At 58.5% G+C, this 22930-nt stretch carries 26 protein-coding genes; 22 read left to right on the forward strand and 4 right to left on the reverse strand.

Translation table 11 applies throughout. The annotated features are described in order from the left end of the window. Positions 1–9: 9 nt before the first annotated feature. Positions 10–423: a hypothetical protein gene (locus tag ACR0BT_RS16360; protein ID WP_170404060.1), complete on the forward strand. Its 414-nt coding sequence runs from the start codon at positions 10–12 to the stop codon at positions 421–423. Here ACR0BT_RS16360 and ACR0BT_RS16365 read toward each other — a convergent pair. The 3 genes from ACR0BT_RS16365 to glmU are packed head-to-tail and all read right to left on the reverse strand — an operon-like array spanning position 411 to position 4280. Beyond that, positions 411–1094 carry a DNA alkylation repair protein gene (locus ACR0BT_RS16365; protein WP_480612870.1) on the reverse strand — a complete coding sequence of 228 codons (684 nt, stop codon included), beginning with the start codon at positions 1092–1094 and terminating at the stop codon, positions 411–413. The two genes, ACR0BT_RS16360 and ACR0BT_RS16365, sit on opposite strands and share 13 nt — an antisense overlap. A 6-nt stretch (positions 1095–1100) precedes the next feature. Then, a complete protein-coding gene (glmS, locus tag ACR0BT_RS16370; RefSeq protein WP_480763598.1) occupies positions 1101–2924 on the reverse strand; it encodes a glutamine--fructose-6-phosphate transaminase (isomerizing) in 1824 nt (607 codons plus the stop codon). 3 nt (positions 2925–2927) lie between these two features. Next, complete coding sequence (glmU, locus tag ACR0BT_RS16375) at positions 2928–4280, reverse strand: bifunctional UDP-N-acetylglucosamine diphosphorylase/glucosamine-1-phosphate N-acetyltransferase GlmU (protein ID WP_480763599.1); 1353 nt, start codon at positions 4278–4280, stop codon at positions 2928–2930. A 134-nt stretch (positions 4281–4414) separates the two neighbouring features. Here glmU and ACR0BT_RS16380 point away from each other — a divergent pair, with 134 nt between their 5' ends. The 3 genes from ACR0BT_RS16380 to ACR0BT_RS16390 all read left to right on the forward strand — a co-directional run bounded on the left by ACR0BT_RS16380 (position 4415) and on the right by ACR0BT_RS16390 (position 7643). After that, positions 4415–5086: an HAD-IA family hydrolase gene (locus ACR0BT_RS16380; RefSeq protein ID WP_170424133.1), complete on the forward strand. Its 672-nt coding sequence runs from the start codon at positions 4415–4417 to the stop codon at positions 5084–5086. 39 nt (positions 5087–5125) lie between these two features. After that, positions 5126–6316: a DegT/DnrJ/EryC1/StrS family aminotransferase gene (locus ACR0BT_RS16385; protein ID WP_480763601.1), complete on the forward strand. Its 1191-nt coding sequence runs from the start codon at positions 5126–5128 to the stop codon at positions 6314–6316. Positions 6317–6479: 163 nt separating this feature from the next. Then, positions 6480–7643, forward strand: coding sequence for an isovaleryl-CoA dehydrogenase (locus ACR0BT_RS16390; RefSeq protein ID WP_170397077.1), 1164 nt, complete (start codon positions 6480–6482; stop codon positions 7641–7643). Between the two features lie 47 nt (positions 7644–7690). Here ACR0BT_RS16390 and ACR0BT_RS16395 read toward each other — a convergent pair whose 3' ends face one another. Beyond that, positions 7691–8296, reverse strand: coding sequence for an OmpW/AlkL family protein (locus ACR0BT_RS16395; RefSeq protein WP_480763602.1), 606 nt, complete (start codon positions 8294–8296; stop codon positions 7691–7693). Positions 8297–8432: 136 nt separating this feature from the next. Here ACR0BT_RS16395 and ACR0BT_RS16400 point away from each other — a divergent pair, with 136 nt between their 5' ends. The 18 genes from ACR0BT_RS16400 (at position 8433) to ACR0BT_RS16485 (ending at position 22904) form a co-directional block, all read left to right on the forward strand. Then, positions 8433–9959 (forward strand): AMP-binding protein, encoded by a 1527-nt coding sequence (locus tag ACR0BT_RS16400; RefSeq protein ID WP_480763603.1) that lies wholly within the window; start codon positions 8433–8435, stop codon positions 9957–9959. Continuing rightward, a complete protein-coding gene (locus tag ACR0BT_RS16405; RefSeq protein WP_480763604.1) occupies positions 9956–10420 on the forward strand; it encodes a lysozyme inhibitor LprI family protein in 465 nt (154 codons plus the stop codon). Before ACR0BT_RS16400 ends, ACR0BT_RS16405 begins: the two co-directional genes overlap by 4 nt. After that, a complete protein-coding gene (locus ACR0BT_RS16410) occupies positions 10417–12024 on the forward strand; it encodes a carboxyl transferase domain-containing protein (protein WP_480763605.1) in 1608 nt (535 codons plus the stop codon). The genes ACR0BT_RS16405 and ACR0BT_RS16410 overlap by 4 nt, the downstream gene beginning before the upstream one ends. 1 nt (position 12025) lies before the next feature. Beyond that, positions 12026–12451: an ASCH domain-containing protein gene (locus ACR0BT_RS16415; RefSeq protein ID WP_170465996.1), complete on the forward strand. Its 426-nt coding sequence runs from the start codon at positions 12026–12028 to the stop codon at positions 12449–12451. Between the two features lie 3 nt (positions 12452–12454). Then, entirely contained in the window at positions 12455–14386 is a 1932-nt protein-coding gene (locus ACR0BT_RS16420) for an acetyl/propionyl/methylcrotonyl-CoA carboxylase subunit alpha (protein ID WP_480763606.1), read from the forward strand. A 79-nt stretch (positions 14387–14465) separates the two neighbouring features. After that, entirely contained in the window at positions 14466–15320 is an 855-nt protein-coding gene (locus tag ACR0BT_RS16425) for a hydroxymethylglutaryl-CoA lyase (RefSeq protein WP_170397063.1), read from the forward strand. Positions 15321–15323: 3 nt separating this feature from the next. Beyond that, positions 15324–16106, forward strand: coding sequence for a crotonase/enoyl-CoA hydratase family protein (locus ACR0BT_RS16430; RefSeq protein WP_170397061.1), 783 nt, complete (start codon positions 15324–15326; stop codon positions 16104–16106). Between the two features lie 182 nt (positions 16107–16288). Next, complete coding sequence (locus ACR0BT_RS16435) at positions 16289–16654, forward strand: NADH-quinone oxidoreductase subunit A (protein ID WP_010442778.1); 366 nt, start codon at positions 16289–16291, stop codon at positions 16652–16654. Beyond that, positions 16645–17178, forward strand: a complete 534-nt coding sequence (locus tag ACR0BT_RS16440) for a NuoB/complex I 20 kDa subunit family protein (RefSeq protein WP_010442777.1) — start codon at positions 16645–16647, stop codon at positions 17176–17178. The genes ACR0BT_RS16435 and ACR0BT_RS16440 overlap by 10 nt, the downstream gene beginning before the upstream one ends. A gap of 12 nt (positions 17179–17190) precedes the next feature. Further along, complete coding sequence (locus tag ACR0BT_RS16445) at positions 17191–17793, forward strand: NADH-quinone oxidoreductase subunit C (RefSeq protein ID WP_170404009.1); 603 nt, start codon at positions 17191–17193, stop codon at positions 17791–17793. 3 nt (positions 17794–17796) lie between these two features. Then, positions 17797–17970, forward strand: a complete 174-nt coding sequence (locus ACR0BT_RS16450; protein ID WP_170397057.1) for a hypothetical protein — start codon at positions 17797–17799, stop codon at positions 17968–17970. Next, positions 17970–18095 carry a hypothetical protein gene (locus ACR0BT_RS16455; protein WP_010442774.1) on the forward strand — a complete coding sequence of 42 codons (126 nt, stop codon included), beginning with the start codon at positions 17970–17972 and terminating at the stop codon, positions 18093–18095. Before ACR0BT_RS16450 ends, ACR0BT_RS16455 begins: the two co-directional genes overlap by 1 nt. Next, positions 18095–19318: an NADH-quinone oxidoreductase subunit D gene (locus ACR0BT_RS16460; protein WP_010442773.1), complete on the forward strand. Its 1224-nt coding sequence runs from the start codon at positions 18095–18097 to the stop codon at positions 19316–19318. The genes ACR0BT_RS16455 and ACR0BT_RS16460 overlap by 1 nt, the downstream gene beginning before the upstream one ends. Further along, entirely contained in the window at positions 19318–20418 is a 1101-nt protein-coding gene (gene nuoE / locus ACR0BT_RS16465; RefSeq protein WP_170564929.1) for an NADH-quinone oxidoreductase subunit NuoE, read from the forward strand. Before ACR0BT_RS16460 ends, nuoE begins: the two co-directional genes overlap by 1 nt. A gap of 30 nt (positions 20419–20448) precedes the next feature. Then, the gene (locus tag ACR0BT_RS16470; protein WP_170397749.1) at positions 20449–20676 is read left to right on the forward strand and encodes a DUF5337 domain-containing protein; all 228 of its coding nucleotides are present in this window, start codon (positions 20449–20451) and stop codon (positions 20674–20676) included. 7 nt (positions 20677–20683) lie between these two features. Continuing rightward, positions 20684–21982: an NADH-quinone oxidoreductase subunit NuoF gene (gene nuoF, locus ACR0BT_RS16475; RefSeq protein ID WP_480763607.1), complete on the forward strand. Its 1299-nt coding sequence runs from the start codon at positions 20684–20686 to the stop codon at positions 21980–21982. Positions 21983–21987: 5 nt separating this feature from the next. Continuing rightward, positions 21988–22404, forward strand: a complete 417-nt coding sequence (locus tag ACR0BT_RS16480) for an MAPEG family protein (protein WP_170424105.1) — start codon at positions 21988–21990, stop codon at positions 22402–22404. Then, complete coding sequence (locus ACR0BT_RS16485) at positions 22401–22904, forward strand: DUF3291 domain-containing protein (protein WP_170403991.1); 504 nt, start codon at positions 22401–22403, stop codon at positions 22902–22904. Before ACR0BT_RS16480 ends, ACR0BT_RS16485 begins: the two co-directional genes overlap by 4 nt. Positions 22905–22930 lie beyond the last annotated feature (26 nt).

Raw genomic sequence — 22930 nt, forward strand, 5'->3', positions numbered from 1 at the left:
TTTTGTGTTATGAAATATGCTTTGGTTTTAGCTTTTAGCCTCGTTGCCGGTTGCGATGCCGTTCGGTCCACGACGGATCGGGTGTTCGGAAGTTCATCCAACGAGACGGCGGCTGAACCCGTTACAGCAGAGGCGACGGAGGTAACTCCTGAGCCTGTGGCTGCCGCAGGGTGGTCTGGCGCCAAAACGACCGTTGCCGGGCTGGGCGATCCCAACACACCGGGGCGTTGGTTGCAGACGCCTCTGGTACAAACTGAAATCAACGGCCGCGTGGTTGTGCCGCGCACGGGTGCGCAGGCCTATGTCACGCTTGTTCCCGCACCAGGCCCCGAAGGCGGTGGCGGACGGCTGTCGCTTGAAGCCATGCGCGCGCTGTTGGTGCCATATGACGAGTTGGTGGAACTGGAAGTCTATTCCGACTGAGCGCGCAGGTATTTCCCAGCCTCTTTGCGGGCAAAGGGTTTCATGTTTGCGCCGTGCGTTTCCAGAAACGCGACTACGCGCTCTGGATCATGCTTTGACAATTCGCGCAGCCACCATGCGATGGCCTTCTGGATAAACCATTCCCGATCGGAGACATACGTGGCAGCCCAGCCGAGTATACGGTCACGGCATGCCAGGTCTTTCGGTTTGGGATGGTTCTGTTTGGTCCAGGGCAAGGTGGCGACCAGCGCGGCGCGTTTGGTCCACATGTGGCCCGACGTAGTCCAGCGTTCGACCTGATCCAGCCGGGTTGGATCCGCCGAAAGACGCTTTTGCATCGCCATACAGGCATGATCGGCCACTGCCCAGGCGTCAAAATCCGGTAGCCAGCTTTGCAGCAGGTCCCACACCGCGTCATCCGGTCGGATACGGGCTTGGGTCAGCAGCTTTGCTGCCGCGACCCGCGCCTCGTGAATGTTGGTCTGCCACAACCCATCGGCGACGGAGATGCGGTCAGCGACCTCAAGTTCGCGTCGCCACGCCTTGGTCAGATCGTTCAGAACCGGGTTCGGAACACCCAGATAGGGGCGGTCTACCTTGTGATAGGCCGCCACCTGTTCTGCGCGTTCGGGATCGGCATGGGCTTTGATCTGATCAAGATAGGCTTGCATACCTGATCACTCAACCGTGACGGATTTTGCCAGATTACGGGGCTGATCAACATCTGTGCCTTTGGCCACCGCCGTGTGGTAGGCTAGCAATTGCGCGGGCACCGAATAGAGAATCGGGGCAAGGCTGGTGTGCACATGTGGCATACGGATCGTGCTCCAAACTCCATCTTCTGCCTCAGCGATACCGTCATCATCCGAGACAAGGATAACCTTGCCCTTGCGCGCCATCACCTCCTGCATGTTCGAAACTGTCTTGTCGAAAACTGCGTCGCGCGGTGCCATGACAACAACCGGCATATGCTTGTCGATCAAGGCGATGGGGCCGTGCTTCAACTCACCCGAGGCATAGCCTTCGGCGTGAATATAGCTGATTTCCTTGAGTTTCAGCGCGCCTTCCATCGCCAGCGGGTACATGAGGCCACGGCCCAGGAACAGCACGTCGCGCGCCTCGGACAGGCGCTGGGCAGATTGGCGAATAGCGTCATTTTGATCCAGCGCAGCATTCAGAACAGTCGGCAAACCGCGAAGGGCGGCCGCGTGATCGGCGATCTCTTCATCGCTAAGCGTGCCTCGATCTGCAGCGGCCTTGAGGGCAAGCATCAGCAACACGCTAAGCTGACAGGTGAACGCCTTGGTCGAAGCAACACCGATCTCAACACCCGCATGGATCGGCAACGCCACATCGCTTTCGCGCGCAATCGAGCTTTCCGCGACATTCACGACCGAGACAATCTTGTCCGCCTTGCCCTCGCAATAGCGCAGGGCAGCAAGCGTGTCGGCGGTTTCGCCCGACTGGCTTACAAACAACGCCAACATCCGGTCCGAGATTGGAGGCTCGCGATAGCGGAACTCGCTGGCGATATCGACTTCAACCGGCATCTTGGCCAGCTGTTCGAACCAGTATTTTGCCGTCAGGCAAGCATAGAATGCCGTGCCGCAAGCCACCATGGTCAGACGGTCCAGCTTGGTGAAATCCAGACCGTCGCCGGGCAATACAACCTGATCGCCTCCGGTCGGAAGATACGAGCGGATGGCTTCGGCCACCACAACAGGCTGCTCGGCAATTTCCTTGGCCATATAATGCTTGTGGCCGCCTTTGTCGGCACGGGTCTGATCGATTTGAATCTGCCGAATTTCGCGGTTGGCAAGCTCTCCCGATTCGGTTCGAATCTCAAGCGAAGTGCGGGTCAGAACCGCCCGATCGCCTTCCTCAAGATAGGTGATGCGATCCGTCAGGGGGGCCAGCGCGATCGCATCAGACCCAACAAACATCTCACCATCGCCGTGACCAATTGCAAGGGGCGAGCCCTTGCGCGCCGCAACAATCAGGTCTTCTTGACCGTCGAACAGAAAGGCGAGCGCAAATGCACCTTTGAGTCGATCAATGGTTTTAAACGCGGCGTCGACCGGAGACAGCCCTTCGGACATGTAGCGTTCCGTCATCAGGGCGACGGTTTCAGTGTCGGTATCCGTCACGAAACCGACCCCATTATCGGCCAGTTCGGCCCGCAGTTCACGATAGTTTTCAACGATGCCGTTGTGCACTACGGCGACAGGCCCGGCCTTGTGCGGATGTGCATTGTTAACCGATGGGGCACCATGGGTGGCCCAGCGTGTGTGACCGATACCGGATTTACCTGGAAGGGGGTTGTGAACCAGAAGGTCGCTTAGGTTCACCAACTTGCCGACAGCCCTCCGACGGCCCAAAGCTCCATCGTTCACAGTCGCGATACCGGCGCTGTCATAACCGCGATACTCAAGCCGCTTCAGTGCTTCGACCAGGATAGGGGCAGCTTCGTGACTGCCCAGAACACCAACAATTCCACACATAACTCAGGCTCCTTTGTCGCGGCGAGCCTTCTTCGCCTTCAACATTTCAAACAATTTACGCGCATAGCCGGGTTTGTTTTCCTGCTTAGAGCGCGCCACGGCTAGTGCGTCTGGCTCAATATCCTTGGTCACTACGGTCCCCGTGGCGGTCATTGCGCCATCACCCAGAGTGACCGGGGCCACCAGCATCGTGTTCGATCCGATGAACACGTTTTCCCCGATGGTCGTTTTATGCTTCATCACGCCGTCATAGTTGCAGGTGATGGTTCCCGCACCAATATTTGTCGCCGCCCCGACTGAGGCGTCGCCGATATAGCTGAGGTGATTCACCTTAGCGCCTTCGGCGATTTCGGCGTTCTTGATCTCGACAAAGTTGCCAATTTTGGCGTTTTCAGCCAGCTCTGTACCCGGACGCAGCCGGGCATATGGTCCGACCACCGAACCTCGGCTGACATGGCAGCCTTCGAGATGTGAAAACGCCCGGATCGTTGCGCCGCTTTCCACGGTCACTCCGGGGCCAAAAACCACATTGGGTTCAATGACAGTGTCGCGGCCAATGACGGTATCTGCGGCCAGATAAACCGTTTCAGGGGCCATCAGAGTGACCCCCAGATCCAGCAATGCAGACCGTGCTTGCACCTGAAACACCGCATCCGCCGCCGCCAGATCAGCGCGCGAATTGATGCCCAGCGTCTGAGCTTCGTCGCAGGCAACTGCAGTTACGGTCAGCCCTTGGCTGCGGGCGATCTCGACTACGTCAGTCAGATAGTATTCACCCGAGGCGTTGTCATTGCCAACGGCATCGATCAGCGAGAACAAGGTTTCGGAATCGCATGCCAAAAGTCCTGAGTTACAGAAGGTTATAGTGCGCTCTTCATCTGTGGCATCCTTGAATTCGACGATCCGCTCCAAGGCGTCCCCGTTCATCACAAGGCGGCCATAACGGGCGGGGTCTGCAGCTTCGAATCCAAGAATGACCAGATCGTTTTTTGCGCGCGCTTCGATCATCCGCTGCAGGGTGTCGGGCTGTAGAAACGGGGTGTCACCATAGAGGACGACCACATCCCCCTGAAAGCCCTCCAGCGCTGCACGCGCCTGCGCAACCGCGTGGGCGGTGCCAAGTTGTTCTTCCTGCACCGCAATGCTGGCGTTTTCATCTTCGGCTTCAGCCACACGCGCGACTGCTTCCGCACCGTGGCCGGTAACAATCACCGTGCGCTCGGGCGACAGGACAGCACCGGCGCGCATGGCGTGAACCAGCATTGGGGCCTGAGCGATCGGATGCAGGACTTTGGGAATATCAGAGTTCATCCTTGTGCCTTTTCCGGCGGCAAGAATGACAAGGGCAGTGCTCATGAAATCGTTTTCTCTTTTGTTTTGTCGCCGCCCGTTTTATCCGCTGTGGGCAAAGGCGCAAGCGGTTCAGCCATCAAAGAAGATTGCCGTTTGCAACACGACATGGCGGAAACCCGCCGGTTCAGGAGGTAAGCATGCGAACGGTAATCTTTGATCTGGATGGAACTTTGGCGGATACATCTGGTGATTTGCTGGCCGCTGCAAACCATTGTTTTCGCGAGATGGGTCATGGGGATGTTCTGTCGCCCGAGCTTGATGCGGCGGTATCGGTACGCGGTGCACGCTTGATGTTGTCCCATGGATTGAAGCGGGTCGGCGCCTATGACGCGGACGTTGTTGAAGCCTATTATCCGGTCTTTTTGGACGTCTATGGGCAGGCGATCGATACGCATACCTATTTCTATCCCGGTGCGCTTGAAGCCGTCGAAGCACTGAAAGATGCAGGTTATGGCGTGGGGATTTGCACCAACAAGCCCGAAGGCCTGGCTGATTTGCTGCTGACCCGGATGGGTGTCCGTGATCACTTTGCTTCACTGATCGGTGCAGACACATTACCGGTGCGGAAACCCGACCCTGAACCGTTACGCGAAGCAGCGCGTCGCGCCGGAGGGCACCCTGACCACTGCGTATTGATCGGCGACTCAGATACCGACCGAAATACGGCGCGGGCTGCGGGAGTGCCGTCGGTACTGGTGACATTCGGCCCGTCGGGCGATGAGATGGCTGCGCTGGAGCCCGAGGCGTTGTTGCATCATTTTGATGATTTACCGAAACTGGTCTCCGATTTGATCGGAGCGGCGGCCTGATCCCTTGACCCGCTTAACACTCAGCATAAAAACGGATTCATGACTGAGACATTCACAGGTAATTTCACCCAGCAAGAACCCATTCCCGAAGAGGCGATCGAGGCCGCCATGGCCGTTTTGCGCCATGGTCGTTTGCACCGCTACAATGTTGCCCCTGGCGAATTGAGCGAGACGGCTTTGTTGGAGCAGGAATTCGCCGCCCAAATGGGTGCGAATTACTGTCTGGCAGTCTCGTCGGGTGGCTACGCTCTGGCCACTGCGTTGCGTGCGGTGGGGGTCAAGCCGGGCGATCCGGTTCTGACCAACGCGTTCACTCTGGCGCCGGTGCCGGGGGCGATTGCGTCCGTAAGCGCAAAGCCGGTCTTCGTTGGTGTGACCGAAGCCCTGACCATCGATCTGGATGATCTTGAGGCCAAGCTGGATCAGGCGAAGGTGTTGATGCTGAGCCACATGCGAGGGCATCTATGCGATATGGATCGCCTGATGCAGATGTGTGATGCGGCGGGTGTGATCGTGATCGAAGATTGCGCCCATACCATGGGTGCCGCCTGGCGCGGGCAGCTGTCTGGGCGGCAGGGGGCCATTGGATGTTACTCGTGCCAGACCTATAAACATGTCAATTCGGGCGAGGGCGGGTTGCTGATCACGGATGATCCGGAACTGGCCGCCAAGGCTACGATGTTGTCCGGGTCTTACATGCTTTATGAACGCCATCTGGCCGCGCCTGGGCCGGAGGTGTTCGAGCAGATCAAGTACACAACCCCCAATGTCTCGGGTCGGATGGATAATTTGCGTGCAGCGATCTTACGTCCGCAGTTGCGTGATCTTGATCGGCAGGTACAGCGTTGGAATGAACGCTATGTTGAGATTGAGCATGGCCTGCGTGAAACGCCGGGTTTGACGATGGTGGAGCGGCCTGATGCTGAGACCTATGTCGGTTCATCGATACAATTCCTGTTGCTGGACTGGACACCCGAGCGCATTGCCGAGGTAATCCAGCGTTGCGCCGCGCGCGGGGTCGAACTGAAGTGGTTCGGGGGGGCTGAACCGTCGGGCTTTACCTCACGCTATGACAGTTGGCGTTATGCCGACAGCGCCCCGATGCCGGTCAGTGATCGGATATTGGCAGGGATCATGGATATGCGCGTTCCACTGACTTTTTCGCTGGAAGATTGTGCCCAAATTGCACGCATTATCCGGGCTGAAGTCAGCGCTGTCTATCAGTCATAGTCCAGCGGAGCGCGCTTTCAGCGCACGCTCGATTTATCTGAAAACGCCGCCCCTTGCCGGGCGGCGTTTTGCGTTGGCCTGCGTGTCGTCATTGACCAGAGGAGGAAACGCTGCTATCTGATTATTGAACGTTTGTTCATTAATGCAATCGGAGGAGCCCTGCATGTTTATGGCCACAATGCAATTCGATCTGGGCGAGGACGTGAACGCCCTGCGTGAGATGGTGCACCGCTGGGCTCAGGAACGGGTCAAGCCGATGGCGGCCGAGATCGACGCGTCCAATGCCTTTCCGAATGAGCTGTGGAAAGAGATGGGTGAGCTTGGTTTGTTGGGCGTCACAGTCCCTGAAGAATATGGCGGGGCCGGTATGTCCTATCTGGCGCATACGGTGGCAGTTGAGGAAGTGGCGCGCGCCTCGGCCTCGGTATCTTTGTCATATGGGGCGCATTCGAACTTGTGCGTGAACCAGATCAAGCTGAACGGAACGGATGAGCAGAAGAAAAAATATCTGCCCCGTCTGATTTCGGGTGAGCATGTCGGGGCGTTGGCTATGTCCGAGCCCTCGGCTGGGTCGGATGTGGTTTCCATGAAGCTACGTGCAGAAAAGCGAAACGATCACTATCGGCTGAATGGCAACAAATACTGGATCACTAACGGGCCGGATGCAGACACTCTGGTCGTCTATGCCAAGACCGATCCGGACGCCGGGTCAAAGGGGATCACGGCTTTTCTGATCGAGAAAGAGATGACCGGGTTTTCGACTTCGCCTCATTTCGACAAGCTTGGCATGCGCGGCTCGAACACCGCTGAGTTGATCTTTGAAGATGTTGAAGTGCCGTTCGAGAATGTTCTGGGCGAAGAAGGGCGGGGTGTAGCCGTTCTGATGTCCGGTCTGGACTATGAGCGTGTGGTTCTTGCGGGAATTGGAACCGGGATCATGGCCGCCTGCTTGGACGAAGTGATGCCCTATCTGGCCGAGCGTAAGCAGTTCGGAAAACCGATCGGGAGCTTCCAGCTCATGCAAGGCAAGATCGCGGATATGTACACAGCCATGAATTCGGCGCGGGCCTATGTCTACGAAGTTGCCAAGGCATGCGACCGCGGGGATGTAACCCGTCAGGATGCTGCAGCGTGCTGCCTATATGCCTCGGAACAGGCGATGGTGCAGGCGCATCAAGCCGTTCAGGCGTTGGGTGGTGCCGGATTCCTGTCGGATTCGCCGGTCAGCCGGATTTTCCGAGATGCAAAGCTGATGGAGATCGGCGCGGGCACCAGCGAAATCCGCCGCATGCTGATTGGGCGCGAAATGATGAACGAGATGTTGTGACGGAAAACCCCGCAGTTCATTGAACCACGGGGCTTCTTACGATTGGATCAGAAACGATGAACGTAGGACAGGCCAATCAGGAACGGGTCGATTTCGGCGGTGCCGATGTCGTTGCCGTCAAGTTTGACGTCCGAGTCGATGTCGAACCAGCGCACGTTCAGACGCACCGCGCCTTTTTCCGTGACCATGTAATCCAGACCGGCCTGCAGAGAAACGCCGAAGGAGTTGTCCAGATCGAGATCGCCCAAAGGCGAGTCTTCCTCGAAGAAGATGGTGTAGTTCAGACCAGCGCCGACATAGGGCTTCCACGCGCTATTGGTCGGGAAGTGATAGTTCAGCGACAGAGTAGGCGGAAGATGCTTGACGCTGCCCGCGTCAACGCTGCCACTGAGAGTGACGTCATGCTTGTAGGGGGTCGAGGCCAAGAGCTCGATCCCGAGATTGTCCTGAACGAAGTATTCGACGGTGAAAATCGGACGGGTGTCCGAGTCGATTTCGGCGTCGAACCCGGCCAGAGTACCGTTGTCGGATTTGGGGTCCAGATAGCCGACACCAACACCGACAGTCCAATCGCCCTGGGATTGGGCGAAGGCTGGGGCAGCCAGAGCGACAAGTGCGGTAGAAAGGGTCAAAGCGGCGAGTTTCTTTGTCATATTCGTGCCTTTGCTTGCGTTGATGTCGATGTTTTGGATGCCGCGGCGCAGAAACGCTCTGATCTGCATCAAACTCCGGAAATTGCTGAAGCGGGGAGGCTAGCTGCAACCGCTAATGAAATAAGGGAAAATCAGCATGCATCCCGCTGAGCGCATACCGGGTTTGCGCGGCGACCAAAGCTGGGCGATCCCTGATCGGCTGAACATGGCGCAGCAATGCCTGTCGCAACAATCCGATCGGGTTGCTTTGCTGGATCTGACCCAGGGCGATCCGAGCGTGGTAACATTTGGCGAACTGGAGCTTATGGTTGATGGCATCGCTCGCGCGTTGATAGCTCGGGTCCAGCCAGGAGACCGGGTTGGCGTCTTGCTCAGCCAGTCGCCGTGGTGTGCCGCCGCGCATCTGGCGATCTGGAAGATCGGTGCGATTTCGGTGCCGTTGTTCAAGCTGTTCAAACACGATGCGCTGGCATCGCGCGTCAGAGATGCAGGTGCGCGGATCGTTTTGACGGATACAGAAGGGGCCGCGTTGCTGGGGGATCTGGCCCAGCCACTTTTGGTTGACGAGATCGGGCAGGAGGGGGAACCGGTGCCCTTTGCCGATACCGGCCCCGAAGATCCGGCGGTCCTGATCTACACGTCCGGCACCACTGGCAGTCCCAAGGGTGCGCTGCATGGTCATCGTGTGCTGCTGGGCCACCTGCCGGGCGTCTCGATCAGCCACAACCACCTGCGTGATGGGGATTGCCTGTGGACTCCAGCAGACTGGGCGTGGATCGGCGGTTTGTTCGACGTTCTGATGCCCGGGCTTGCGCTGGGTGTTCCGGTGGTTGCCACGCGTTTGGACAAATTCACCCCAAAGGCCTGCGCCGATGTGGTCGCGCGGGCGGGGGTGCGGAACGTCTTCTTTCCGCCGACGGCTTTACGGATGCTCAAAGCTGCGGATCAGTCGATACCGGGATTGCGGTCGGTGGCGTCTGGGGGCGAGCCTTTGGGCGCTGAGATGTTGGCTTGGGGCCAGCAGGCGTTTGGTCTGACGATCAACGAGTTTTATGGCCAGACCGAGTGTAACATGGTCGTATCCTCCTGCGCCGAGGACTTCCCCGTTCGCCCCGGCTGTATCGGTAAACCGGTGCCGGGTCATGAGGTGGCGGTAATTGACGATCATGGCCAACCGACGACGGAGGAAGGCGATGTTGCCATCCGGCGCGGTTCGGCCTCAATGCTGCTGGAATACTGGAATAATCCGCAAGCAACGGCTGAGAAATTCCGAGGTGATTGGCTGATCACCGGTGACCGTGGCGTGTGGGAAGGGGACTATCTGCGCTTTGTCGGTCGCGATGATGACGTGATTACCTCGGCAGGTTACCGGATTGGCCCGGCTGAGATCGAGGATTGCCTGCTGACCCACCCGGCAGTGGCAACGGTGGGCGTGGTCGGCAAGCCCGATGAGCTTCGGACCGAGATCGTGAAGGCCTATGTGGTGTTGAAGCCGGGGGCTGAGGCGTCGGGCGCTGAGTTGCAGGACTGGGTTAAGGACCGTTTGGCGCAGTATTCCTATCCGCGTGAGGTGTCGTTTCTGGAAGAGTTGCCGATGACGGTGACAGGAAAGGTGATCCGGAAGGAATTGAAGGCGCGGGCTGCAGGGGAGGCAATTACATGATGCGAATTGCACTTGCTGCGACGCTTGTACCATCGCTTGTTTCCGCTCAGGGCGCTTGGGTAGACCAGTCGTATATTCAACAATGTTTTTCTCAGACGCAGCATGGCGATAGCTTGTCATCATGTCTCGGTACAGCTGCCAATGCCTGCCAAACTATACCGGGAAATGAAACAACCCTTGGCATCACCGAGTGTATTCAAGCCGAAACCCAAATTTGGGATTCATTTCTAAACGAACAGTATAAACTGCGTCGAGCAGAACTGGCTGAACAAAGTCCCGAACTTTCGGACCAGTTGCGAGATGCTCAACGCGCATGGATCGGATTTCGGGATGCTGAATGTGCTCTGGCCTACGGCATATGGTCTGATGGAACGATACGCTCGATTGTTGCCGCAAATTGCCTGCTGACCGAAACCGCTGAACGCGCTGTGGAATTGCGCGACTTGGGGAAGATGGAATGAAACTAAAATCCAAAGCCATACCAACCTCTGAGGGGTTTAAGGCGAACCGAGCCGCACATCTGGATGCGCTGGCACATATTGCGGATGCCGCCGAAGCGGCCCGCATGGGTGGCGGTGAAAAATCGCGGGCGCGGCATGAATCGCGGGGCAAGATGCTGCCGCGTCGTCGGGTGGCGAACCTGCTCGATCCGGGTTCTCCGTTCTTGGAAATCGGCGCGACGGCGGCACATGGGATGTATGGAGATGCCGCGCCCTGTGCCGGGGTGATCGCGGGGATTGGCCGGGTGCAGGGGCGCGAGGTCATGGTGGTGTGCAACGACGCCACTGTGAAAGGCGGCACATATTATCCGCTGACGGTCAAGAAACACCTCCGCGCGCAGGAGATTGCCGAGGAAAACCATCTGCCCTGCATCTATTTGGTCGATAGCGGCGGTGCGAACCTGCCCAATCAGGATGAGGTTTTCCCCGACCGCGATCACTTTGGCCGCATCTTCTATAATCAGGCGCGGATGAGCGCGAAGGGGATTGCTCAGATCGCCGTTGTAATGGGGTCGTGTACGGCGGGCGGGGCTTACGTTCCGGCGATGTCCGACGTGACGATCATCGTGAAAGAGCAGGGGACGATCTTTTTGGCCGGACCGCCTTTGGTCAAGGCCGCGACGGGGGAGGTTGTGACAGCCGAAGATCTGGGTGGCGGCGATGTGCATACGCGCCTGTCCGGCGTGGCGGATTATCTGGCCGAGGACGATGCGCATGCGTTGGCCTTGGCTCGGCGGGCCGTCGGGTCGTTGGGGGGTGCAGGGCTGAAGCCTGGCCTACAGTTCGAAACACCGGAAGAGCCTGCCTATGATCCCGAGGAAATTTTGGGCGTAGTTCCGGCCGATCTGCGCACGCCCTATGACATCCGCGAGGTGATTGCGCGGCTGGTCGATGGCTCTCGGTTCGACGAGTTCAAGCCGCGATTTGGTGAGACGCTGGTGACCGGTTTTGCCCATGTCAAAGGCTGCCCGGTCGGGATCATTGCCAACAACGGTGTGTTGTTTTCTGAGGCCGCGCAGAAGGGTGCGCATTTTGTCGAACTGTGCTCGCAGCGCAAAACCCCGCTGGTCTTCCTGCAGAACATCACCGGCTTCATGGTCGGCCGCAAATACGAAAACGAAGGCATCGCGCGGCACGGGGCCAAGATGGTGACGGCGGTGGCGACGACGAGCGTTCCAAAGATCACAATGCTTGTCGGAGGGTCCTTCGGAGCTGGAAACTACGGCATGGCAGGACGCGCCTATCAGCCTCGGTTCCTGTGGACTTGGCCGAATTCGCGTATCTCAGTGATGGGGGGCGAGCAAGCTGCAGGTGTCCTAGCGACTGTCAAACGCGACGGGATTGAACGGCAGGGCGGTACGTGGTCCGCCGATGAAGAGGCTGAATTCAAACGCCCGACGCTGGACATGTTCGAGGAACAATCTCACCCGCTTTATGCCTCGGCCCGGCTCTGGGATGACGGCATCATCGACCCGCGCAAAAGCCGCGACGTGCTGGCCTTGTCGCTGAGCGCCGCACTAAACGCCCCGATTGAGGAGACACGTTTCGGCGTGTTCAGGATGTAAGATGAGCGTTTCATTGAATGAAGTAATGGCCCGCTACCCGGGCGCGCAGACCTTCAAGTTTGGAGACAGCGCATCGCTAAGTGCCGAGCTGCTGGCGTTGGTAAGATTAGGCCGAAAAACGGCGACATGTGGTGCTTTGCGAGACTACCCAGAAGGCAGTGCTGATACCCCGGTCGTTGGGCGTCAGGATATTGCGCTGGAATGGGATGATCGCCCCGCTTTGGTGATCGAAACGGTCGAGGTCTCGACCTGCCGATATTGCGATGTGACCGAAGACTTTGCGTTGGCCGAGGGTGAGAATGAAACGCTTGAGGGATGGCGCGAGGATCATCGCCGGTATTTCGAACGCAATGGCGGGTTCGATCCCGAGATGGAATTGCTGTGCGAACGCTTCCGCCTTGTCGAAGATCTGGCGGTTAAGGGGTAAGCTATGTTTAACAAAATCCTGATTGCCAACCGCGGCGAGATCGCCTGCCGGGTCATGGAAACTGCTCAGAAGATGGGCGTATCTTGTGTGGCTGTGTATTCGGATGCTGATGCATCGGCCAAGCATGCGCAGATGGCGGATGAAGCGGTGCATATTGGTGGCGCGGCCCCAGCCGAAAGCTATCTGAAGGGTGACGTGATCATTCAAGCGGCGCTGGATACAGGAGCGCAGGCGATCCATCCTGGTTATGGGTTCTTGTCCGAAAACCCGGATTTTGTGGATGCAGTCGAGGCTGCAGGTCTGACCTTCATCGGGCCATCGGCGGACGCGATCCGCAAGATGGGCCTTAAGGATGCGGCCAAGGTGTTGATGGAGGACGCAGGGGTTCCCGTCGTCCCCGGCTATCATGGCGACAATCAGGACCCCGAACATCTGGCTGGCGCGGCAGACACAATCGGGTATCCCATTTTGATCAAGGCCGTTGCAGGTGGTGGTGGCAAGGGGATGCGGCTGGTCGAGGCGCCCGAGGAGTTCTCGGCTGCATTGGACAGCGCGCGCGGTGAGGCAAAGACGGCGTTCGGTAACGATGCTGTACTTGTCGAGAAATTCGTCGCCAAGCCCCGCCATATCGAGGTGCAGGTGTTCGGCGATGGCACCCATGCGGTGCATCTGTTTGAACGCGACTGCTCGTTGCAGCGGCGACATCAGAAAGTGATCGAAGAGGCCCCAGCCCCTGGAATGACTGCCGAGATGCGTGAGGCGATGGGGCAGGCGGGCGTGCGCGCGGCTGAGGCGATTGGCTACAAAGGTGCAGGGACGGTTGAGTTCATCGTCGATGCCTCGGACGGGCTGCGCCCGGATCGGTTCTGGTTCATGGAGATGAACACGCGCCTGCAAGTCGAGCACCCGGTGACCGAGACCATTACCGGCGTCGATCTGGTCGAATGGCAGTTGCGCGTAGCAGCGGGTGAAAGCCTGCCGAAGCGGCAGGGCGATTTGTCGATCCGCGGGCATTCCTTTGAGGCGAGGCTTTATGCCGAAGATGTGCCCAAAGGCTTTCTGCCTGCGACGGGTACGCTGACTCATCTACAGTTCCCGGAAGGCTGCCGTGCCGACAGTGGCGTGCGCGCCGGGGATACGATCAGCCCATGGTACGACCCTATGATCGCCAAGGTCGTGGTGCATGGCCCGACACGCGCGGTCGCTTTGGAAAATCTCCACCGGACCTTGCGCCAGACCGAGGTCGCCGGGACTGTCACAAATCTCGCCTTCCTTGGTGCTCTGACGCGGCACAGCGGGTTTGCGTCGGGCGACGTGGATACCGGGCTGATCGGGCGGGATCTTGATGATCTGGTGCAGGAAGCTGGCGTAAGCAACGCTTCGGCAGTGGCTGCGGCGATGACGGCGTTGGGTCTGGCCGAGACGGTCTCTGAAACGGGCTTTACGCTATGGGCACCGTTACATCGCGCTGTGCAGTTACTGCGGGACGGAGAGGTTGTTGATCTGGATGTCCAGGTCGAAGGCCCGGATCGGCAGATTTGGGAGATCGAAGGTGCGCAGCTTGTTGCGCGGCGGCGTGGCGCTGGCTGGACCATCGATGGGACACCCATGCCCAATGTTGTCATGGCCGGGTCACAGGTCACTGTATTCGACGACTATGGGCAGGTATTTGAGGTCATTGACCCTCTGGACCGCGATGCCAGTGCTGCAGGTGACACCAACGTGATCGAAGCGCCGATGCCCGGGCTGGTCAAGGCCGTCTTCGCCTCGGCGGGGCAGGAGGTGAAAGAGGGCGACCGGCTGGCCATTCTGGAAGCCATGAAGATGGAGCATTCTCTATTAGCCGCCCGCGATGGTGTGGTTGCAGAAGTGCTGGCCGAAGCGGGGGCACAGGTCGAGGCAGGTGCGGCGTTGGTTCGGTTGGCCGAGGATTGATCTGTTCGGCCCGTGGATTGCGTGGCAAAGTCGGGCCATCCGCAATTGAAACGATAAGAAACCGGGAAGGGATGCGCTGATGAAAGAACGGGTCGAAATATTCGAGGTCGGGCCACGCGACGGCCTGCAGAACGAACAGCGCGAGATCCCGGTGGCCGAGAAGGTCGCCTTGGTCGATTGCCTCAGCCGGGCCGGTTTCAACCGGATCGAAGTTGCCAGTTTTGTCTCACCGAAATGGGTCCCGCAAATGGCGGGCAGCGGTGAAGTTATGGCTGGAATCACACGGACCGAAGGCGTGCGGTACGCTGCGCTGACGCCGAATATGCGCGGGTATGAGGACGCGTTGGCAGCCAAGGCAGATGAGATCGCGGTGTTTGCTTCGGCGTCCGAGGGATTCTCGAAAGCGAACATAAACGCGACGATTGCCGAATCCATCGAACGGTTTGTGCCCATTCTTGAAGCGGCACGACATATTGATCTGCCCGTCCGGGGCTATGTCTCGTGCGTGACCGACTGTCCCTATGACGGCCCGACCCCACCCGAGAAGGTGGCCGAGGTGGCGGACGCGCTGTTTGCCCATGGCTGCTATGAGATTTCGCTGGGGGACACAATTGGGCAGGGAACGCCGGACAAGATTGCTCATATGCTGCTGGCCGTGCGCGAACGAGTGCCGGTTACCCGGCTTGCAGGACATTTTCATGATACCAACGGGCGGGCAATCGACAACATAGACGCTTCGCTTGCCTTGGGTGTGCGGGTATTTGATACCGCCGTGGGCGGGCTGGGTGGTTGCCCTTATGCGCCGGGTGCGGCCGGTAATGTCGCAACCGAAGCCGTGACCGCACATCTGGAACGGTTGGGATATGAGACCGGTCTGGATGTGCCGGTTCTGGAACAGGCGGCGCGCATGGCGCGGGCAATGCGGGCGGAATAAGATATGTTCGAGACCATTACGCTGAACACAGACGCGCGTGGCGTGGCTACTCTGACGCTGGATCGACCCGAGAAGCACAACGCACTGTCGGCGCAGATGATTGCAGAGCTAACCCAGGCCGCTGGGCAATTGGCAAATGATGATGCGGTGCGGGTGGTGGTTCTGGCCGCCGCGGGCAAGAGCTTTTGCGCCGGGGGAGATCTGGGTTGGATGCAGGTGCAGATGGCTGCCGATCCCGAGACGCGTTTTGCCGAAGCGCGCAAGCTGGCTGAGATGCTGAATGCCTTAAATACGCTGCCCAAACCCTTGATCGGCGCGTTGCAGGGAAACGCGTTTGGTGGAGGTGTCGGGATGGCCTCGGTCTGCGATGTGGCGATCGGTGTGGAAAGCCTGAAGATGGGTCTGACCGAGACGCGGCTTGGCCTGATCCCGGCGACGATTGGACCCTATGTCATTGCCCGAATGGGCGAAGCACGGTCGCGGCGCGTCTTTATGTCTGCCCGCCTGTTCGAAGCGGCGGAAGCGGTCGAACTGGGCCTGCTGGCCCGCGCAGTGCCCGCTGAAACGTTGGCCGAGGCGGTTGAAGCCGAGGTGCTTCCCTATCTGTCCTGTGCACCCGGTGCAGTGTCTTCGGCCAAGCAGCTGATCCAGTCACTTGGGCCGCGAATTGATGACGCGGTGATTGACCACACCATTCGACAGCTTGTCGCGCGTTGGGAAACTGATGAGGCGCAAGAGGGAATCGGCGCCTTTTTCGACAAACGAAAACCTGCATGGATTAGTTAGGTTTAGCCGATCACTTTGTTCCAGAAGTGTTCTCCGCAATAGCCCGCTGGATGATTGTAACAATGCCGACCTGCGCGTTTCTGTTCGGTTGACCCTCTGACCCCACAGGGATAGAGAATGTCCAGTCAAATCGCCAATTGACGGCGCACCCTTTCGGGACTTGCGCAGGAAAGGAGCTATACGTGGAAGACCTGCTGCGGGAGTACCTCCCGATTCTGGTGTTTCTGGCCGTTGCCGTGGGCCTTGGAATCGTACTGATTCTGGCTGCTGTGGTCCTGGCTGTCCGCAATCCCGACCCCGAAAAGGTCAGCGCCTATGAATGTGGCTTCAACGCATTCGACGATGCGCGGATGAAATTCGACGTCCGATTCTATTTGGTCGCGATTCTCTTCATCATCTTCGATCTGGAAATCGCCTTCCTGTTCCCCTGGGCCGTTGGCTTCAAAGACATCAGCGATGTTGGGTTCTGGTCGATGATGGTGTTCCTGGCGGTGCTGACCATCGGCTTTGCCTATGAATGGAAGAAAGGGGCCCTGGAATGGGAGTGATGACGGGCGCAAACACCGCCGGCGTCGACAAGGAAGTCGCCACCCAGGCCCTGAACGCCGAGCTGCAGGACAAAGGTTTCCTGTTGACCTCGACCGAAGACATCATCAACTGGGCCCGTACCGGTAGCTTGCACTGGATGACCTTTGGTCTGGCCTGCTGCGCGGTTGAGATGATGCACACGTCGATGCCACGGTATGACGCGGAACGGTTCGGCATCGCGCCTCGTGCGTCTCCGCGCCAGTCTGATGTGATGATCGTCGCTGGAACGCTGACCAACAAGATGGCCCCGGCGCTGCGCAAGGTTTATGACCAGATGCCCGAGCCGCGCTATGTGATCTCGATGGGGTCCTGCGCGAATGGCGGTGGGTACTATCACTATTCTTATTCTGTCGTTCGTGGCTGTGACCGGGTTGTTCCGGTGGATATCTACGTGCCCGGCTGCCCTCCAACCGCCGAGGCGCTTCTTTACGGACTGATGCAGCTGCAACGCAAAATCCGCCGCACCGGCACGATTGTACGCTAAGGGAGAGGGCAGATGAGCGAAGCACTCAAAGAACTCGGCGCGCAACTGGAATTGAAACGGGCCGATTGCGTTCTGTCCTGGGATGTCACCCATGGTGAGCTGAACGTCGATGTGGCTCCTTCGAATCTGGTGGAATTCATTGAGTTTCTCAAAAGTGACCGGACCTGCCAGTTCTCGACCCTGGTTGACATCACCGGCGTCGACTACCCCGAACGGGCCAAGCGGTTCGATGTGGTCTACCACTTCCTGTCAATGTATCAGAACCAGCGCATTCGCTTGCGAGTCTCGATCCGAGAAGATGACATGGTGCCTTCAATCGTGGACGTGCACCCCTCTGCCAATTGGTTCGAGCGCGAGGTGTTCGACATGTTCGGCATCCTGTTCTCGGGTCATCCAGACTTGCGACGCATCCTTACGGATTATGGTTTCCGCGGCTATCCGCTGCGCAAGGATTTCCCGACCACTGGCTATACTGAAGTCCGCTATGACGAAGCGCAAAAGCGCGTGGTCTACGAACCGGTCTCTTTGGTTCAGGAATACCGTCAATTTGATTTCATGTCCCCGTGGGAAGGTGCGAACTACATTCTTCCGGGGGATGAAAAACAGGAGTCGTAAGTCATGGAGTTCCTGATCTGGATTGCCGTCACGGTTGCCACGATTATCCCGATGCTGAAGCTGCTACCGCATTTCGGGATCGAGAAATACTGGGTCGTAGCCTGCGTCATCCCGATTGGAACGCTGATCCTGATTTGGATCATGGCCATGAAACTGCAAGAGATGGAGCGCCGCTGATGGGTCTGGGGGAACTGATTGCGTTGGGGGCGCTTGGGGTTCTGCTGGCTGGGGCCGCTGCCAAGGCAGCTGAGGCGGAAAAGGTCCGGGTACGGGCCGAAGCGAAGAAGAAACGAGGGCGTTGATGGACGGCTCAAGATACGATGACGGCAGCACGGACGCGCTGAGCGGAGAACAGAAGATCCGCAACTTCAACATTAACTTCGGCCCGCAACACCCTGCGGCGCACGGAGTTCTGCGACTTGTACTTGAGCTAGACGGCGAGATCGTCGAACGTTGCGACCCGCATATCGGTCTGTTGCACCGTGGTACCGAAAAGCTGATGGAAAGTCGGACGTATCTGCAGAATCTGCCGTATTTCGACCGTCTTGATTACGTGGCACCGATGAACCAGGAACATGCCTGGTGTCTGGCCATCGAAAAACTGACCGGTGTTGAAGTGCCGCGTCGCGGCTCGCTGATCCGGGTGCTGTATTCCGAGATCGGCCGCATCCTGAACCACCTGCTGAACGTGACCACGCAGGCGATGGATGTGGGCGCGCTGACCCCACCTTTGTGGGGGTTCGAGGAACGCGAGAAGTTGATGGTGTTCTATGAGCGGGCTTGCGGCGCGCGCCTGCACGCCGCCTATTTCCGCCCCGGCGGTGTCCACCAAGATCTGCCGCCGGAATTGCTGGATGATATCGAGGCGTGGAGCCATGAATTCCCTGCCGTTCTGGACGACATTGACGGACTGCTGACCGAAAACCGCATCTTCAAACAGCGCAACGCCGATATCGGCGTCGTAACCGAGGATGACATTCAGAAATACGGCTTCTCGGGCGTGATGGTGCGTGGATCGGGTCTGGCCTGGGACCTGCGTCGCGCGCAGCCCTATGAGTGCTATGACGAGTTCGAGTTTCAGATCCCCGTCGGCAAAAACGGCGACTGCTATGACCGCTATCTCGTCCGCATGGAAGAGATGCGCCAGTCGCTGCTGATCATCCGTCAGGCCATCGCCAAAATCCGCGACTGTCCCGGAGACGTTCTGGCGCGCGGAAAGATCACCCCGCCGAAACGGTCGGACATGAAGACCTCGATGGAAAGCCTGATTCATCACTTCAAGCTTTATACCGAAGGCTTCCACGTCCCCGCGGGCGAAGTCTACGCCGCCGTCGAAGCTCCCAAGGGCGAGTTCGGCGTATATCTGGTCGCCGACGGCACCAACAAGCCCTACCGCGCCAAACTCCGCGCGCCGGGGTTCCTGCACTTGCAAGCCATGGACCACGTCGCCGGAGGCCACCAACTGGCCGACGTCGCCGCGATTATCGGCACCATGGACGTCGTATTTGGAGAAATTGACCGCTAATGCTCCGCCGTCTTCACGCCGAACAACCCGAAAGCTTCGCCTTCACCGCTGCTAACCAGCAATGGGCCGAAGCGCAAATAACCAAATATCCCGAGGGGCGTCAGGCCAGTGCGGTCATCCCGCTGCTGTGGCGCGCGCAGGAGCAGGAGGGATGGCTGAGCCGTCCGGCGATCGAATCCGTCGCCGACATGCTTGGTATGGCCTATATCCGCGTTCTTGAGGTTGCCTCGTTCTACTTCATGTTCCAACTGCAGCCGGTTGGTTCGGTTGCGCATATTCAGGTCTGCGGCACGACCTCCTGTATGATCTGCGGGGCCGAAGATCTGATTGCGGTTTGCAGGGAAAAGATCGCTGCAAAGCCGCATGAACTGTCTGCTGATGGCAAGCTGAGCTGGGAAGAGGTGGAATGCCTCGGATCTTGCACCAATGCCCCGATGGCGCAGATCGGTAAGGATTACTACGAAGATCTGACGACCGAGAGCTTTGGCAAGATTCTCGACGATCTGGTGGCGGGCAAAGTGCCGACTCCGGGTCCTCAGAACGGGCGCTATGCGGCCGAACCTCTGAAGGGGCTGACCAGCTTGACGGAGTATGACAGCGGCAGAACGCAGTATAACGCAAGTGTTCAGCTTGCGAGCGATCTGGGCGATACGGTCAAGCGCATCGACGGAACCGAAGTTCCGATCCTGACGCCGTGGCTGGGCAAGGATGGCAAGGCTGCTGCTACAAAAGCTGCGCCGAAGCCGCCCAAAGCGCCAGCCTCGGCGAAGCCAGCGGTGAAACAAGCCACTGAGGCGAAAGCAGCGAAAGAGGATCAGCCGGAAACGCTGAGCAGTGCGCGCGATGGCAAGCCCGATGATCTGAAGATGCTGAAGGGCGTAGGTCCGAAGCTGGAAGAGACTCTGAACGAGTTGGGCTTTTACCACTATGACCAGATCGCTGCATGGACACCCGAGCAAGTGGCCTGGGTGGATGCACGGCTGAAATTCAAAGGCCGGATCGAGCGGGACGGGTGGATCGAACAAGCCGCGAAACTGGCTTCAGGTGAAGAGACCGATTTCGCCAAACGTGCCAAGGAAGACGGCACTTACGAGGACTAGATGGGTGCCCGTTTGGGGCATCAGGACGAGATGGATAAAGACAAGGAACTGGCCATAGCCCGCAAGGGCCGACATATCGGCATCGTCATCGCCGTGACGATGGTGATTTGGCTGGCCATGAATTTGTTCATCGGCCCGGCGCTGGGCTTGACCGCGCGCTATGCGCTGCTGTTTGATTTTGCCGCTCTGGCAGGTTTCATCTATGCGGGCGTCAACATTTTTCAACTCTGGCGCATGCGTCAGGACAGCCAAAGGTAACTGAGCGATGCTGAAGGATCAGGACAGGATCTTTACCAACATCTACGGGATGCACGAGCGCACTTTGAAAGGCGCGCAGGCCCGGGGGCATTGGGACGGCACTGCTGGCCTGATTGAGAAAGGCCGCGACTGGATCATTCAGACCATGAAAGACTCAGGGCTTCGTGGCCGTGGTGGTGCGGGTTTCCCGACCGGTCTGAAATGGTCGTTCATGCCCAAGGAAAGCGATGGGCGTCCGGCTTATCTGGTGGTGAACGCGGATGAATCCGAGCCCGGCACCTGCAAAGACCGCGAGATTATGCGTCATGATCCACACACGCTGATCGAGGGGTGCCTGATCGCGTCCTTCGCGATGAATGCGCATACTTGCTACATCTACCTGCGCGGCGAATACATCCGCGAGCGTGAAGCGCTGCAGGCCGCGATTGACGAAGCCTATGACGCGGGTCTGCTCGGCAAGAACGCTGCTGGCTCGGGCTGGGATTTCGACCTGTTCCTGCACCATGGCGCTGGGGCTTATATCTGCGGTGAGGAAACCGCCCTGATCGAAAGCCTAGAGGGTAAAAAGGGCATGCCGCGCATGAAGCCTCCGTTCCCGGCAGGCGCGGGGCTTTATGGCTGCCCGACCACGGTGAACAACGTGGAATCCATCGCCGTTGTGCCCACCATCCTGCGGCGTGGCGCGGACTGGTTTGCGGGTTTTGGTCGTCAGAACAACGCAGGCACCAAGCTGTTTGCGATCTCGGGTCATGTGAACAACCCTTGCGTTGTCGAAGAGGCAATGTCGATTTCCTTCGAAGACCTGATCGAGACCCATTGCGGCGGTATTCGCGGCGGTTGGGATAATCTCTTGGCGGTGATCCCCGGCGGGTCTTCGGTACCGTGTGTGCGTGGTGAGAACATGCGCGATGGCATCATGGATTTTGACTATCTGCGCGGAGAACTGGGTTCGGGTCTGGGCACGGCGGCAGTCATCGTGATGGACAGGTCCACCGACATCATCAAGGCAATCTGGCGGTTGTCGAAGTTCTACAAGCACGAAAGTTGCGGCCAGTGTACGCCATGTCGTGAAGGCACTGGTTGGATGATGCGCGTGATGGATCGTCTTGTACGCGGTGAAGCCGAACTGGAAGAGATCGACATGCTGTTTGACGTCACCAAACAGGTTGAAGGCCACACGATCTGCGCCCTTGGCGATGCGGCGGCCTGGCCGATCCAAGGTCTGATCCGCAATTTCCGGGAAGAAATAGAGGACCGCATCAAGGCCCAGAAATCGGGCCGCATGGGTGCGATGGCAGCGGAGTAAAATCGATGGAAGTCTATGCCGAATATTCCCACGCGATCGCCGCTTTGGTGATCTTTACCCTGATCGTTCTGTTCATGTCGCCGTTCTCGGCGCTTGCAAAAGCGGGCAAGGGGCTGGCACCGGGGGCCACTCCGGATCAGGATTATTCGGACAGGGCCTATCGTTTGAACCGCGCTTATCTGAACGGCACTGAAACTCTGCCTGCCTTTTTGACTGTTACAGTCGCGGCGATCCTGTTGGGGGCCAGCCCGTTCTGGGTGAACCTGCTGGCCTCAGTAGCGCTGCTGGCGCGGGTTGTAATGTTGGTGATTCACCTGCGCGGGATCGGCAAGCCGCATAGCGGGGTCCGGTCTGTTGCTTATGTGGTTGGATGGGCCTGCATGTTCATTCTTGGCCTTATTGCTTTGGTGGCCGCGTTTTGATCCAGCCCGAAGGATATCATCTGGCCGAGTTGAATGTCGGCCGTTTGTTGGCGCCAACAGACGATCCGCGCGTGGCTGAATTCATGGCCAACCTGGATCGCGTCAACGGGCTTGGCAAGCGGATGTCCGGCTTTGTCTGGATGATGGAAGGGTCCGGAGAACCGGGAACAGGCAACACCGAAAACAGCATCGGGGATGATCCGCAATTCGTCGCGAACCTGACGGTTTGGGAAGACGTCGCCAGCCTTGAGAAATTTGTTTGGGGGACTATCCACAAACAGTTCTACGAGCGTCGGCAAGAGTGGTTCGAAATCCTTGGCGAACAACATTTTGTCATGTGGTGGGTGCGGGAAGGACATTGCCCCAGTTTGGCCGAAGCGCTGGATCGTCTGGAAAAGCTGCGCTCGGAAGGACCCAGCGAGCATGCCTTTGGGTGGGCAGAATTGAAACAGGCCAGCAAGTGGCGCGACAATCGTTGCGTACAGGTCGCGGCGGAGTGAACGGGATGTTGTTTCATACGCTTTCT

This window comes from Ruegeria sp. CJ6 (genome assembly GCF_056536665.1).